This is a genomic window from Herbaspirillum sp. VT-16-41 (assembly GCF_001994935.1).
GTDB lineage: Bacteria > Pseudomonadota > Gammaproteobacteria > Burkholderiales > Burkholderiaceae_D > Herbaspirillum > Herbaspirillum frisingense.
This window is the reverse complement of the sequence record NZ_MUXB01000120.1, coordinates 90,627-105,661: the sequence shown is the minus strand read 5'-3', so window position 1 is coordinate 105,661 and position 15,035 is coordinate 90,627. Positions and strand designations below refer to the sequence as shown.

General features: G+C 62.7%; 9 protein-coding genes and 1 tRNA gene. 2 read left to right on the top strand and 8 right to left on the bottom strand.

All coding sequences use genetic code 11. The features are described from left to right. Nucleotides 1-108: 108 nt before the first annotated feature. Complete coding sequence (locus BTM36_RS17995) at nucleotides 109-1,038, top strand: LysR family transcriptional regulator (RefSeq protein WP_077237358.1); 930 nt, start codon at nucleotides 109-111, stop codon at nucleotides 1,036-1,038. A 64-nt stretch (nucleotides 1,039-1,102) separates the two neighbouring features. On the opposite strand, the gene BTM36_RS17990 is transcribed toward BTM36_RS17995, so the two are convergent. The 3 genes from BTM36_RS17990 to BTM36_RS17980 form a co-directional block, all read right to left on the bottom strand. Further along, the gene (locus BTM36_RS17990) at nucleotides 1,103-2,365 is read right to left on the bottom strand and encodes an ABC transporter substrate-binding protein (RefSeq protein ID WP_254427030.1); all 1,263 of its coding nucleotides are present in this window, start codon (nucleotides 2,363-2,365) and stop codon (nucleotides 1,103-1,105) included. Nucleotides 2,366-2,443: 78 nt separating this feature from the next. Then, nucleotides 2,444-3,382: a 3-keto-5-aminohexanoate cleavage protein gene (locus tag BTM36_RS17985; protein ID WP_077237357.1), complete on the bottom strand. Its 939-nt coding sequence runs from the start codon at nucleotides 3,380-3,382 to the stop codon at nucleotides 2,444-2,446. A gap of 56 nt (nucleotides 3,383-3,438) precedes the next feature. Then, the gene (locus tag BTM36_RS17980; RefSeq protein ID WP_077237356.1) at nucleotides 3,439-4,503 is read right to left on the bottom strand and encodes a ketopantoate reductase family protein; all 1,065 of its coding nucleotides are present in this window, start codon (nucleotides 4,501-4,503) and stop codon (nucleotides 3,439-3,441) included. Between the two features lie 436 nt (nucleotides 4,504-4,939). Here BTM36_RS17980 and BTM36_RS17975 point away from each other — a divergent pair, with 436 nt between their 5' ends. Then, the gene (locus BTM36_RS17975) at nucleotides 4,940-5,980 is read left to right on the top strand and encodes an AraC family transcriptional regulator (protein ID WP_077237468.1); all 1,041 of its coding nucleotides are present in this window, start codon (nucleotides 4,940-4,942) and stop codon (nucleotides 5,978-5,980) included. A gap of 124 nt (nucleotides 5,981-6,104) precedes the next feature. Here BTM36_RS17975 and BTM36_RS17970 read toward each other — a convergent pair. From BTM36_RS17970 to BTM36_RS17950, 5 genes are all read right to left on the bottom strand, one after another. Further along, nucleotides 6,105-6,181: transfer RNA gene (locus tag BTM36_RS17970), tRNA-Met, on the bottom strand. Between the two features lie 69 nt (nucleotides 6,182-6,250). Next, complete coding sequence (miaA, locus tag BTM36_RS17965) at nucleotides 6,251-7,201, bottom strand: tRNA (adenosine(37)-N6)-dimethylallyltransferase MiaA (protein WP_168189797.1); 951 nt, start codon at nucleotides 7,199-7,201, stop codon at nucleotides 6,251-6,253. Next, nucleotides 7,198-9,129: a DNA mismatch repair endonuclease MutL gene (gene mutL / locus BTM36_RS17960; RefSeq protein WP_174616875.1), complete on the bottom strand. Its 1,932-nt coding sequence runs from the start codon at nucleotides 9,127-9,129 to the stop codon at nucleotides 7,198-7,200. Before mutL ends, miaA begins: the two co-directional genes overlap by 4 nt. Nucleotides 9,130-9,293: 164 nt before the next feature. Next, nucleotides 9,294-11,267 (bottom strand): methyl-accepting chemotaxis protein, encoded by a 1,974-nt coding sequence (locus tag BTM36_RS17955; protein ID WP_077237353.1) that lies wholly within the window; start codon nucleotides 11,265-11,267, stop codon nucleotides 9,294-9,296. Nucleotides 11,268-11,723: 456 nt separating this feature from the next. Next, a complete protein-coding gene (locus tag BTM36_RS17950; RefSeq protein ID WP_077237352.1) occupies nucleotides 11,724-14,744 on the bottom strand; it encodes a bifunctional diguanylate cyclase/phosphodiesterase in 3,021 nt (1,006 codons plus the stop codon). Nucleotides 14,745-15,035: the final 291 nt, after the last annotated feature.

Sequence of the window (15,035 nt, the reverse complement as noted above, 5' to 3'; positions counted from 1 at the left end):
CAAAGGGGTCATCAAAGGGTTCAAGCGCTGATGGAGGTCATTATGCGAACCGCATTGGAATTTGATAATTGGTCTAGTATTTGAATAATTATCAAATAGAGTGGAATAATGGCAGCGCAAAACCTGGGTGATATCCGACTCTTCGTGGAAGCCGCCGGCCTGGGCAGCCTGTCAGCAGCGGGGCGCAAGATCGGCCTGTCCCCGGCGGCGGCCAGCGCGCGGCTGGTCAAGCTGGAGGCGGAACTCAACACGCGGCTCTTCGAGCGCACCACACGCCGCCTGCGACTGACCGCCGAGGGAGCGCTCTATCTGTCGCACTGCCAGCAGGCCCTGGCCGCGCTGGACGATGCCCAGGCGGCCCTGCAGGCAGGCCGCAGCGCTGTCAGCGGCAAGTTGCGCATCGCCGCCACCTCCGACTTCGGCCGCCATGTCCTGCAGGGCTGGCTGGAAGAATTCAATGCGCTGCATCCCCAGATCACGCTGGCCCTGATCCTGGGCGACACGGTCGCCAATCTGCTGCAGGACGACCTGGACCTGGCCATCCGCTTCGGTGTACCGCAGAACAGTTCCATGGTTGCCCGCCCGCTGGCCCCGAACCGCCGCGTGCTGTGCGCGGCGCCGTCCTATCTGGCCGGTCGCCAAGCGCCGCAACAGCCGGCCGATCTGCAGCATCAGGACTGCATCGTGCTGCTCACGGCCAGCGGTCCGGCCAACGAGTGGCGCTTTGAGCGTGACGGCGTGGTGCAGACCCATACCGTTCCCCTCACCAGCGCACGCGAAACCAACGACGGCGCGCTGGCCCGTCAGTGGGCCATCGAAGGCAAGGGACTGGTCATGAAGTCGATCTGGGACGTGGCGGCGGACCTGCGCGAGGGCAACTTGCAGGTGGTGATGCCGCAGTGGCGCGCCCCGGAAGCACCGGTGCATGCGCTTTACCAACGCACGCGCTACATGGCGCCCCGGGTGCGGGCCTTGCTGGATTATCTGGTCGAGCGGTTCGAGGTGGCGGGAGGCGAAATGACGGCGCTGATGCGCTGACGCCGGGCCGCTTCAACAACGGCCCGGCGTGCATCGATGGTGAACAGCCCTGATACCCGTCAGGCTAGGGGCGCTTGGCCGCCGGGCATCTGGATTCCGACAGCGGGGCATAGGCATCATTGCCGGGAGTGGTGGAAACCAGCTTCAGATAATCCCACTGCCCTTTGGATTCGCTCGGCGTCTTCACTTCGTACAGATAGAAGTCATGCACCATCTGTCCATCAGGACGGATCTCGCCTTTCGCGTACATGTCGTTCACGCCCACTGAGCGCATGTGCTTGAGCACCTTGACCGGATCATCGCTGCCGACGGCCTTCACCGCAGCCAGATAGTTGGCGGTGGCGGAGTAGCTGGCTGCCTGCAGGCTGTTGGGCATGCGCTTGGTCTTGGCCAGGTAGCGTTTGGCAAAGGCGCGCGAGGCATCGCTCTGGTCCCAGTACCAGGCCTCCGAGAGCAGCAGCCCCTGGGCATTCTTCAATCCGATGCTGTCGATGTTGTTCATGAAGAGCAGCAGGCCGGCAATCTTCATGGTCTTGGTCAGGCCGAACTCGCGCGCGCCCTTGATGGCATTGAGCGTGTCGCTCCCGGAGGAGGCGAGAGCCAGGACATCCGCCCTGGAGCCCTGGGCCTGCAGCAGGAACGAGGAGAAGTCTTCGGTGTTGAGCGGGTGGCGTACGCGCCCCAGCACCTTGCCCCCCTGTTCATTGACGATCTTGCTGGCTTCAGACTCCAGCGAGTGGCCGAAGGTGTAGTCGCTGGTCAGGAAGAACCACGACTTCCCGCCCTGCTTCATTGCCGCGCTGGTCAGGGCCCGGGAGACTGCCGTCGTGTTGTAGGCGTACTGGATGGTATAGGGAGTGCACTCTTCGTTCGTGAACTGCGTCGCCCCCGCCGAGACCACCAGGAAGGCAAATTTCTTGCTCTCCACCAGCCGGTTCACCGCCAGCATGGCGGCCGAATTGGCGCCGCCGATGACCATGTCCACATGTTGCACGTCAGCCCATTCACGCACCTTGGCAGAGGCGTTGTCGGCCTTGTTCTGGTGATCGGCCCAGAGAATCTCGATGGGCTTGCCATTGATGCTGCCACCCGCGTCGGCCACCGCCATGCGAATGGCTTCCAGGCTGCCGGGACCATCGTTGTCCGCCAGCGGCCCCGACATGTCGGTGACGAAACCGATCTTGATCCTGTCATCCGAAATCTGCGCCTGCACAATACCTGCGCCAGCCAGCAGCAGGCCTGTCGCGAGTAGCGTATTTTTCAGGAGTTGCCGCATGGCCGAGGTGAGTGGCTTGGGCTGGATGTCCCGTGTAATCGAATGCTTCATCATGTCTCCTTTGGTTTTTGTGGGTCAATCTGGGATGCTAGGGCTCGCTGACATTCGTAGAGCGAAGGTGAATAGGCCCTAGAACGACACCTTGTCTGCACCCTTCAAGCCGAGGATCTCCCGTGCTTCGTCGGGGCTTGCAATTTCATGACCGAGGTCTTCGAGAATCCGTCGGATCTTGGTCACCTGCTCTGCATTGGAGGTGGCCAGCTTCCCGCGCGAGATGAAGAGCGAATCCTCCAGGCCCACGCGGACATGGCCTCCCATGGATGCAGCCATGGTGGCGAAGTTGATCTGGGTGGCGCCGGCACCCAGCACCGACCATTGATACTGGTCACCGAAGAGGCGATCGGCGGTACGCTTCATGAAGACCAGATTGTCGATATCGGCCCCGATGCCGCCCAGGATGCCGAAGATGAACTGGATGAATACCGGCGCCTTGAACATGCCGGCATCCATGCAGAACTTCAGGTTGTACAGGTGGCCGACGTCATAGCATTCGTGTTCGAACTTGACCTGGTGTCGTTCGCCCAGTTCTCTGGCACTGAAGGCGATATCCCGAAACGTGTTGCGGAAGATGTAGGTATCGGAGTTGCGCAGATAGGCTTCTTCCCAATCGAATTTCCATTCCTTGTAACGATCCGCCAGCGGGTGCATGGAGAAATTCATGCTGCCCATGTTGAGTGACGTCATCTCCGGCGATACCCGCTGTGCCGGGGCGATGCGCTCTTCCATCGTGTTGGTCAGGCTGCCGCCCGTGGAGAGATTGATGACGGCATGGGTCGCGGCCTTGATCTGCGGCAGGAACTGCATGAAGTGATCCGGGTTGATCGACACGGCGCCATTTTCCGGGTGGCGCGCGTGCAGATGAAGCACGGCCGCACCGGCTTCTGCGGCATCGATGGCCTGCCTTGCAACGTCCTCCGGCTTATAGGGCAGCGCATCCGACATGGTGGGGGTATGGATTGCACCAGTGATGGCGCAGGTGATGATGACTTTCTTTTTGGGACGAGACATGGACGCGGCTCCGATCGTAGTGGCGGTAGTGGGAAGGCGGACAGAAGAAGGGCAGATCACGCCGTCCAGGCGGCGCCACCGGCAAGCACCGCAGCGTGGCGTTCCAGTAGCCCGTTGAACTGCTGGAGATTGTTCGGGGAGGTCAGGACCTGCCGCTGCTGCGCCGATGTCACGATGTCGACGACCTTGTCATTGAAGGGAGTGGCGATGCCATGCTGCCGACCTTGATGACAGATCACGCCATTGATGTAGTCGATTTCTGTCGCCCGTCCCTTTTCCAGGTCTTGCAGCATGCTGGCCTTCAATGCCACGTGTTGCGACCAGATCTTTCTGTAGAGCGGCATCTTGCCGGGGATGTCGCCTGCGCCGTGGAGTTCGAAGGCGTTGAAATCCTCGCCCTGCATCGGCACCAGATCAATGCCCTGGGCGTGGGCCACCTTGATGCATTCGTCGGCGATGAAGGCCAGGCAGGTCATCGCCCGGGGATTGCCCAGCACCTCGCCGAAGGTGCAGCCCAAGGCGGCGGACATGCCACTGAAGGTCGCATTCATCAACAGCTTGGAGTAGCGGATACCCATCAGATTGTTCAGTACCTTGGTACTGCCCACGCATTCCAGGTAGCGCTTGGCGACGGCCAGCCTGGGTCGTTCGATGCCGTCGATCTCCCCGATCTCGAAGGCCGATTGCTCCAGTGCCTGCCTGCTCGATGTCAGCGAGGAGACGCCCGGGCGCAGCCAGGTCGCGCCGAAGCCGACGGCGCCACCGATGGTGCGCTGTCGTCCTACGATCTTTTCCACGAGCAGTTCGGGTATACCGTTCTGCAATGTGCAGACGATGCTGTCGGCATGCAGATGCGCTTTCAGCAGGGACAGGGTCTGCTGTGTGCTGGTTTGCTTGGTCAGCAGAAAAATCAGGTCGTAGCTCCCTGATAGAGTGTCCGGTGTGAATGCCGAGACCGGCGAACTGAACTCAAGCGAACCGGTGACGGTTGCGCCCCGTTCGTTCAAGGCCCTGACGTGTTCGGCGTTGCTATCGATGAGATGGATATCCTGACCGGCCTTGCTGATGAAGGCGCCGATGATGGTGCCCAGTGAGCCGGCACCGACGATTGCTGCCCGCATTTCTACTCCTTTTGAAAGGTCGTCATGATTTGATCCGATTGCGCCAACGTGCCGTGGGCAAAGGGGGCAATCGTTCCGCCCGGGTCCCTCTGGACTCGGGCTCGGAAAAAAAACAGAACGCTTCGGACTGCCGCGCTGGCTGCAGCCGATGTATGAATGCATGCAATCCGGGTCTGCTTGACCGGGCGGCCATGCGCATCAGTCACTGGCGATGGCCAGATGGCTGGCCTATCCGGAAAAGAGAATGGTGGGCTGTGGTTTCATGTGGGCGTCTCCGATGGCTCGTGTTCAATGGCGATCGCGTGATGCCGCGACGCCTTTTCCTGCCTTGCCTTGTCCGAGCTTGTTTCGAGAATGGTAGTGAGATACGCTTCGAGCGGGAAGGTCATTTTCGGTCATCATGCAGGTCATCAAAGGACAACCTCAAGAGGCGTACATGTCGGAGATTCTGCCGAAGGCAAGTGAGCGGATTTATGCGCCCTACAAGATCAATGCGGTCGTGGAAGTGCTGGCCGAGCAGGGTATTGCCGCGCAATCCGTACTGGCGGGAAGCGGCCTGTCGGCCGGGCAGTTGCATGATCCCAATGCACTGACTTCGCTCAGGCAGTTCCTGACCGTTTGCGAGAATGCGCTTGCGCTCAGCCAGGACCCGGCCACGCCATTCGAGATCGGTAGTCGCCTGCATTTGTCGGCCTACGGGATGTACGGCTATGCCCTGATGTCTTGCCTCTCCCTGCGCGAGTATTTTCGCCTGGCGGTCAAATACCGACGGCTGGCAACGCCGCCTTTTCCGGCGATCTGGGAAGAGGGGACGACGACGGTCACATGGCGCTTTCCGGACAGATTCGTTTCGCCGCCGTCAGCTGAGCTGAGGCAGTTCCTGTTCGAACTCCAGCTCGCCATCACCGTGACGCATGTGCAGGAGGTGGCCGGTTTCGATTGCCCGCCCCTGACGGCAAGAGTTCCCTATGCGCGGCCGCCGCATGCAGCGCTCTACAGACGATATCTCGGGTGTCGTTGTGAATTCGCGCAGCCGGAAACACAGCTGCTCTACGACAGCGCGATCCTGGACAGGAAACCGAAGATGGCGCATCAGCTCACTGCGTCCCTGGTCCAGGAAACTTGCGACCGCTTGCTGGGACAGGCAAAGATCTCCGAGGGGGCAAGCGGTGAGGTGTATCGCCTGTTGATGGCAATTCCCGGCAATTTCCCTTCGATGGAGGCGGTGGCCGAGCGGCTCAATACCACCCCCCGGACTCTGCGCCGTCGATTGACGCTCGAAGACACGTCGTTCCAGCAGATCCTGGATGACGTGCGCAGCACGCTGGCGCTGGAGTATCTGCAGAGTTCGAAGATGAGTACCGACGATATCGGGATGCTATTGGGTTTTACTGATACGGCCAATTTCCGCCGGGCGCTCAAGCGCTGGACCGGAAAAGGACTGGAGGAGTTGCGCGCTCCAGCTGTCGGTAGATGAGCATCATTGGTCTTCAAACCGCAGCGGATGCGCTCGGAAAACAAAAAACCCGCCCTTCTTTCGAAGAGGCGGGTTTTTCGGACGGCGCCGCATACGCATGATTGCACATGCAGCGACGGGTATCTGGTGGTGATAGGTGGACTTGAACCACCGACCCCAGCATTATGAGTGCTGTGCTCTAACCAGCTGAGCTATATCACCAGGAGGCAAGCCCGAGACTATAAGCATCGGCGCGGCTTCTGTCAATAGTTTTTCGGATTTTCCTCGAATTTACTTATCCACAGCCTCTTGCACCCGCGCCAGCACCTCGGCGGTGGCGTCCGGGCGGTTGCAGTCGATGCTGATACGCTCCGGCATGGAGCGCAGCCAGGTCAGCTGGCGCTTGGCCAGCTGACGGGTGGCGGCGATGCCTTTTTCGCGCAGGGCGGTGGCATCGATGCTGCCGTCCAGGTATTCCCACATCTGGCGGTAACCGACGCAACGCATCGAGGGCAGGCCCAGGTGCAGGTCGCCGCGTGCGCGCAGGACGGCCACTTCACGCTCCAGGGCGCCACCCTGCAACATCAGGTCGAAGCGCAGGGCGATGCGCTCGTGCAGCACGGCGCGCTCGCTCGGCTCCAGCGCCAGCGGCAACAGGGTGAAGGGCAATGGCTCGGCAGGTTTTTGCGACAGCAGCGACGACATTGGCTGCCCGGTCAACAAAGTGATCTCCAGAGCGCGCTGGATGCGCTGGCTGTCATTGGGCTTGAGGCGGGCTGCGGTGACCGGGTCCAGCGTCGCCAGTCTGGCGTGCATGGCGGGCATGCCGACCTGCGCCGCTTCTTCGTCCAGTTGGGCGCGCAGGACCGGGTCGGCTTGCGGCAGTTCGTCCAAGCCATCGCGCAGCACCTTGAAGTACAGCATGGTGCCGCCCACCAGCAGCGGCAGCTTGCCGCGCGCGGCGATGTCCTGGGTCAGGCGCAGTGCATCCTGGCGGAACTGCATGGCCGAATAGGCTTCGGTGGGATCGATGATGTCGATCAGGTGGTGCGGGACTTCGGCCAGCTCGGCCGCAGTGGGCTTGGCGGTGCCGATGTCCATCTCGCGATAGACCAAAGCCGAGTCCACCGAAATGATTTCACTCGGGATACGGCGTGTGATTTCCAGGGCGGCGGCGGTCTTGCCGGAGGCGGTGGGGCCCATGATGGCCACCGCCAGGGGCGGGTGCTTCTCCATCGTCATTGCCCGCGCAGGAAGAGCTTGTCCAGGTCCGACAGGCCCATCTGGGTCCAGGTCGGGCGGCCGTGATTGCATTGGTCGGAGCGCTCGGTAGCTTCCATCTGGCGCAGCAGCGCATTCATCTCGGGCAGGGTCAGGCTGCGGTTGGCGCGCACGGCGGTGTGGCAGGCCAGGGTGCCCAGCAGTTCGTTGCGACGCTCCAGCAGCACGCGCGAGCCACCGTATTCGCGCACGTCACGCAGGACGTCGCGGGCCAGGGTCTGGGCATCGGCATTCTTGAGCAGGGCCGGAACCGCCCGCACGGCCAGCGTGGTGGGCGACATCACGGCAATGTCGAAGCCCAGCGCCGAGAGGGTTTCCTGGTGTTCTTCCACCGTGCCCACCTCTACCGGATCGGCGTAGAAGGTCACCGGGATCAGCAGGGGCTGCAGGAAGATCTCATTGCCGTCCAGCGCCGTCTTCAGTTGTTCGTAGAGGATGCGTTCGTGGGCGGCATGCATGTCCACCACCACCAGGCCGGCCTGGTTCTGTGCCAGCACGTAGATGCCGTGCAACTGCGCCAGCGCGAAGCCGAGCGGGAAGTCGCCTTCCGGCAGCGGCGCCGGGGCGGGCGCGGCTGTGCTGCCCGGATACCCTGCTGCGGGGCGACCGGGAACGGCCTCGCCAGCGGGCGGATCGCTGCGGAACATGCTGCCGTAGGCTTCAGTGTTCTGGCGCACGCCAAAGCCGCTGTTGCCGCCGAAGGAGTAGGGGCGTGGCGGTTCTGCGAACTGCGCCGAGAAGGTCTGCTGCTGTTCGCGGATCCAGGGCAGGGGGCCGCCGGTGTTGCCGGTCGCGGCCGGCGCGGGGGGCTGGCTATCGCCTTCGCCCGCCTGTTGGGGCAGATTGCCGAAGGAGACCGCCGAGGTCTGTGCCAGCGCGCGCGAGACGGCGTGGAATACGAACTGGTGCACGGCGCGGCTGTCGCGGAAGCGCACTTCGATCTTGGACGGATGCACGTTCACGTCCACCAGTGCCGGGTCCAGCATCAGCGACAGGGCATAGGCCGGGTAGCGGTCGCCATGCAGCACGTCCTGATAGGCTGCGCGCACCGCGTGGGTGAGCAGCTTGTCACGCACGAAGCGGCCATTGACGTAGAAATACTGGCCATCGGCGCGCGCCTTGGAGGCCGTGGGCAGGCCGACGAAGCCATGCAGGCGCAGCGGGCCGGCGCTCTCGTCGAGCGGCAGGCGGGCGTTGGCGAATTCATCGCCGAGGATATGGGCGCTGCGCTTGGCGAATTCGCCGACGTTCCAGTGATCGACGGTCTTGCCGTTGTGCGACAACGAGAAGCTCACGTCAGGCCGCGCCAGCGCAATGCGGCGTACTACCTCGGCGCAGTGGCCATATTCGGTCTGTTCGGACTTGAGGAACTTGCGGCGCGCCGGAGTGTTGAAGTACAGGTCCTGGACGTCGATGGTGGTGCCTTGTGCGCCCGAGGCGGGGGCGACCGTGCCGAACTGGGAGCCGGTGATTTCCCAGGCGTGGGGGGCGTCGGCGGTGCGGCTGGTCACCGTCAGTTGCGCTACCGAGGCGATCGAGGCCAGGGCCTCGCCCCGAAAGCCCAGTGTGGAGACATTCTCCAGGTCGGTCAGCGAGGCGATCTTGGAGGTGGCGTGCCGTGCCAGGGCCAATGGCAATTGCTCGGGCGGGATGCCGCGCCCGTTGTCGGTGATGGCGATGCGCTTGACGCCGCCTTGCTCCAGCCGCACGGTGATCTGGGTGGAGCCGGCGTCGAGTGCGTTTTCCAGCAATTCCTTGACGACTGCCGAGGGGCGTTCGATCACCTCGCCTGCGGCGATCTGCGAGATCAACTGATCGGGCAGGGCCTGGATGGGGCGATGGGGCGTGGCGGCGGAATCGGAAACAGGGGAGGCATGCGGTGCGTTCATCCGGCGATTATACCGCCGACGCAATGGCGGCAATGTGAAGAAGCCGCCCGTGGGCGGCTTCGGTGGCGGTGGAGAAAAACAGGTTTTCCATCCGGCAAAACCCGGCGCCCCATGGCTGATAAAACGGGCTGCTCACCTCCGGCGACCCGCTCCAGAGACCCGTCTTACACGCGGAAGGTACTGACCGCCGCTGCCAGGCGTTCGGCCTGTTGCTGCAGCGATTGCGCTGCGGCGGCAGCCTGTTCCACCAGGGCGGCGTTCTGCTGGGTGCTCTCGTCCATCTGCGCGATGGCGCGGTTGATCTGGTCGATGCCCTCGCTCTGTTCGCGGCTGGCGGTGGTGATTTCGCTGATGACGGTGGAGACGCGCTGCACGCTGGAGACCACGTCGTTCATGGTGTTGCCGGCCTGGGCCACCAGCTGGCCGCCGCTGGAGACGGTCTGCACCGAGGCATCGATCAGTTCCTTGATTTCCTTGGCAGCCGAGGCGCTGCGCTGGGCCAGGGTGCGCACCTCGGTGGCCACCACTGCAAAGCCGCGTCCCTGCTCGCCGGCGCGGGCCGCTTCCACCGCGGCGTTCAGGGCCAGGATGTTGGTCTGGAAGGCAATGCCGTCGATCACGCTGATGATGTCCACGATGCGTTGCGAAGAGCTGTTGATGGCGTCCATGGTCTGCACCACCTTGCCCACCACTTCACCACCATGGCTGGCCACGTCCGAGGCCGAGCTCGACAGTTCGTCGGCCTGTACCGCATTGGCGGCGTTCTGCTTGACGGTGGAGGTCAGTTCTTCCATGGCCGAAGCGGTTTCTTCGAGGGCGCCGGCCTGTTGTTCGGTGCGGGATGACAGATGGAGGTTGCCGGCAGCGATCTCGCTGGCGGCGGTATTGATTTCCTCGGTACCGGCGCGCACGCTGGAGACCACTTCCGACAGGCCCGCGCTGATGCCATTGAAGGCGCCCATCAGGCGACCGATCTCGTCGCGGCTGTGTACGTGCAGGCGGGTGGTCAGGTCGCCGCCAGCGATCTGGTCGGCGGCCTTGCACACCGCATCCAGCGGGCGGGTGACCATGCGGTTGATCATCACCGTCAGGATCGCCCCCAGTACCGCCAGGAACAGCAGGCCCAGGCCGATGTAGAGATTGCGCATGGAAGTGACTTCGCTGGTGATCTCGTCAACCGCGGCCTCGCCGGCGATGACCCAGTTCCAGGGAGAGTAGTGGGTGAAGACCACGATCTTCTTGCGACCATCGATGGCGGTGTAGTGCAGCGCGCCTTCCTTTTGCTGCAGCACGGTCCTGATGTAGCTCTCGCCGGCGGCATCCTTGAGTTCCAGCAGGCTGGCGCCTTCTTCCTTGCCCTCGCGCGGGGCGCCGGCGATCATCACGCCCAGGTCCTTGCCTTCACGACCGTTGAGGGCATAGAAATTGCCGGTCTGGCCGATCTTCAGTGCCTTGATCTGCTCCTTCAAGGCCTTGACGTCGGCGGAGATGTCGATACCCACATACAGGGCGGCGATGATCTGGCCGGCATCGTTCTTGATGGGGACGTACTTGGTGATGTACTGCTTGCCGAACAGCGTGGCCAGGCCGCTATAGGGTTTGTCGGATTTCAGGGCAGCATAGCCGGGGTGGGTGCGGTCGAGCAGGGTGCCCACGGCACGCTCGCCGTTTTCCTTCTTCACCGAGGTCGAGACGCGCACGAAGTCTTCGCCGGTCTTGGCGAAGATGGTCGCGGTCACGCCGGTACGGCCGGTAAAGCGGTCCGGGATGGAAAAGTCCAGGTTCAGGTCACGCCCGTCGTTCTGCAGCACCGGGGTGGCGCGGTCGGCGATCTGCACGGTGCGGCTCTCATCCAGGGTGAGCTTGCCGAACTCATTGTCGAACATCTTTGAGAAACGGTCGACCTGGCTGTTCACCGAGCGGTCGAAGATGCCGACCATGTGGGCCACGCCACGGGCATCGTTGCCCATCTGCTCGATGGAGCGATGCTCCATCATGCGCGAGGCGGAATAGGTGATCAGCATCAATGCGATCACGAAGACGACACCCACCAGGGCGACCGTCATGGCAGTCAGTTTTGCACCTACCGAGCGGTGGAAAAGGGATGCGCGACGCGCACCAGACATATCGTTAGCCATGGCTGTTCTTGTTTTTGAAAAAACGTCGTGTGGAAATGCAAATACCGAACGGAAAACTGCCCGGGAGGTCGGTCGCGCCGGCAGGCGCGCATTACGCTGTGACCGCTGGTCCCTCCTTGTTCTCCGTCATCCGGAAAGCCTGCAACGCTGCGTTCGCGCGGCACGGCCTGCGTGCCGGTCAGGCAGCACGTCGGCGACATTGCCGAATCGGCAATGGTGCGCGGCTTCGAACACGTTGACATCGTGCAGCGCCAGTGTTGTTGCTGACGCTGCCATTACGGTACTCGCTGGGGGAGGCCGTCAGTATATCGTCAGCGTTTGAGCTCGATCAAAATACTTCGGATGTTTGCGCCCACATGCAACTGTGCTGTTGTTTTTCTATCCGGAAAGTGCTTTTTTGGCATGACGAATTTGCCTCACTTGTTCCTGATTGTCTCCATCTTGGCCACTGTAGTGCTAAGTCGCCTGGCCGGCTTCTTGGTTCAGGTTTGCACGAAAATCCCTGACCCAGCGTTCCAGTTCATCGGCCGCCATCGGGCGCGAGAAGTAGTAGCCCTGCGCCACGTCGCAGCCCTGGCTGAGCAGCAGCTGGTACTGGTCGGCATCTTCCACCCCTTCGGCCACGACCGTCAGTTTCAGGCTTTCGCCGATGCGGATGACGGCATTGGTCAAGGCGCTGACGGCGTCATCCTTGGCCATGTCGCGCACGAAACTCTGGTCCAGCTTCAGTTCGGAAACCGGGAGCTTGCGCAGGTAGCCCAGGCTGGAATAGCCGGTGCCGAAGTCGTCCATGGCCAGCGGGATGCCCAGCGCATGCACGGCGGCGATGGTCTGGTTGGTGCTGGGGTTGGTGTCCATCAACACGGTTTCGGTGATTTCCAGCGTCAGGTCGGTGGGTACCAGGCTGTAGCGGCGCAGCAGCCCGGTGACGAACTGCGGCAGGTCCAGGTCGTGGAAGTTGGTCGCGGACAGGTTCACCGAGATGCAAGGCACCTGGATGCCGCGCCGACGCCAGTCGGCCAGCTGGAAACAGGCTTCTTCCAGCGCCCACTTGCCGAGTTCGCCGATCAGGCCGCATTCCTCGGCAATGGGGATGAAGCGGCCCGGCGAGATCTGTCCCAGCTGTGCGTCGTGCCAGCGCGCCAGGGCTTCCACGCCATGCAGGGTATGCTCGCGCAGCCTGATCTGCGGCTGGTAATGCAATTCGAAAAGGCCACCCCGCAGGGCGTCGCGCAGGGCGCCTTCCAGGGCCAGGCGCTCCTGGGCCATGCTGTTCATTTCTTCGCTGAAGAAACTGAAGCGGCCGCGATTGACGGCCTTGGCCTGGTACATGGCGATATCGGCCCGGTGCAGGAGGGTTTCGATGTCGTTGCCATTGTCCGGGAAGATCGCCACGCCGATGCTGGCCGAGGGATTGAGCGGGGTGCCGTTGATGTGGCAGGGCATGGCCAGTCGTTCCTGGATGCGCTTGACCACCTCGGTCAGGTGTAGGGTGTCGTACTGGGTCAGGACCACCACGAACTCGTCCCCGGAGAGTCGTCCCACGATATCGGAGCGCCGTGCCTGCGATTGCAGCCGGGTGGCGACCGTGCGCAGCAGTTCGTCGCCGGCCTGGTGCCCCAGCGAGTCGTTGACCTGCTTGAAGCGATCGAGGTCGATGAACATCACCGCCACCGTGCTACGGTTGCGCTCGGCGGCGGCAATGGCCTGGCCGGCCTGGACCAGCAGCAGGCTGCGGTTGGGCAGGCCGGTCAGCGAATCATAGAAGGCCAACTGGTGGATGCGCGCGCGCGAGGCTTCACGTTCGATGGCCAGTGCGCACAGGTGCAGGCCGGCATCGACCAGCAGGTGATGAAAGCCGCTGGGCTGGCGGGGCTGGCGGAAGTAGAAGCCGAAGGTGCCGATCACCTTGCCATCGGCCGATTTGATCGGCGTCGACCAGCAGGCACGCAGGCCGTGGGTCAGCGCCAGTTCCTTGTAGTCGGCCCAGTGCGGATCGCTGGCGATGTCTTCCGAGATGATCGCCTGGCCGGTGAAGGCGGCACTGCCGCAGGAGCCCACCAGCGGGCCGATGGACAGGCCATCGATGGCGCGGCTGTAGGCCTCCGGCAGGCTGGGGCCGGCCAGGGTGTGCAGGCGTCCCTGTTCGTCCACCCGCAGGATGGAGGCGATTACCTCCGGCGCGACGCGTTCGACTTCCTCGCACAGCAGGTTCATCTGCTCGGACAGCGAAGAGTCGCGCGCCATGGCATTGAGGACGCGGTACTGCAGCACCTCATGCACCTTGGTATTGGTGATGTCGGTCATCACGCAGACGGCATTGATGAGACGGCCATCGGCGTCCAGGATCGGGTTGACCACCGCCGAAATCCAGACCGGCTGTTCGTGGAAGTCGTGGATCAGCTCCTCGGTATGGAAGCTGTGGCCCTGCAGCAGCTCGCCGTGACAGCGTTCGATCGACTTCACGAAGGTTGGATGATGGGCGAACAGTTCGCGTGGCTGCTTGCCGATGACTTGCTGGCTCTGGAAACCGAGCATGCGGGTAAAGCCGGTGTTGTGGAAGACGATGCGGTTCTGGGCGTCGGTGATGAGCACCGCATTGTCGGTTTCGTTGATTCCCAGCGAGAGCAGGTGCAGGTGTTCACGATCGCTCTTTTCGCGGGTCACGCGGTAGGTGACGTCGTTGCCGATGCAGATCACGCGCTCGGCCTTGCCGTGCGGGTCCAGCAGGGGCGAATAGGTGGCTTCCCACCAGATCGTGCGGCCGCTGCGGGTGCGCCGCGGGAAGCGGCCGGAGAAGAAGCGGCCATTGCAGACATCGCGCCAGAAGGCGGCATATTCCTCACCATTGGCATACTCGGGGTCGCATAGCAGGGAGTGCGACTTGCCCACCAGGTCCTCGGCCAGGTATTCCATGGTCTTGAGGTAGTTGCGGTTGGCGGCAAGGATGAGGCCGTCGGGCGAGAGCTCGACCACCCCCAGCGAGCGGTTGAGTGCGCTCAGCACGCTGTTGCTGTGATGCGAGTCGTCGATGTGGGAACTGATGTCGGCGGCCGCCGAGATGACCTTGCTGAGTTCGCCGCGCTCGTCCAGGATCGGGCTGCACAATGCCTCCAGCCAGACGATGGTGCCGTCGATGCGGCAGCGCTGCAGGGTGCCGGTGATGATCTCGCCCTGGCGCAGGTGCTGCCAGAATTGTTGATAGTCCGCAGACTGGACGTACAGCGGTTCGCACAGCATGCTGTGGTGCCGGCCGATCAGCTCTTCGCGACGGTAGCCCAGCATGCCCAGGAAATTGTCATTGGCCTGCAGTATCGTGCCATCGGCAGCGAATTCGAGAATGGCCATCGAACGCCACAATGCACCCAGCAGCGCATCGCGCTCCTGGCCACACAGATTCTGATCATCCTGCGGCACCTCACCTGGCGGATCACGTTGATGATCAAACTCGCCGGTGAACGACTCCTGGCTCTCCATACAGCCCCCCTGTGGCCCGGTAATGACGCCTGCCGCGCGTCTTGCCCCATGCAGTCCGGAGTTACGATTTTTCAGTTTTCCTGTCTGTGCCGACCATGCCTCGCCGTACACCCCGCTCTGCCGAAAACTGAAGCAATCTGTCTTGATCATATGCCAAATCGCCAGCCTTGTGCGCTCGCTCTCGGCTGGCGCCAGAGGAGCGCAACAGCGTCATGAGGTTCTGCGAGGATTGTCCTGTTGCACAAGTACAAGCCCGGCTCTTTTTATCGACATCCGTTCGGGGTTCTTGAG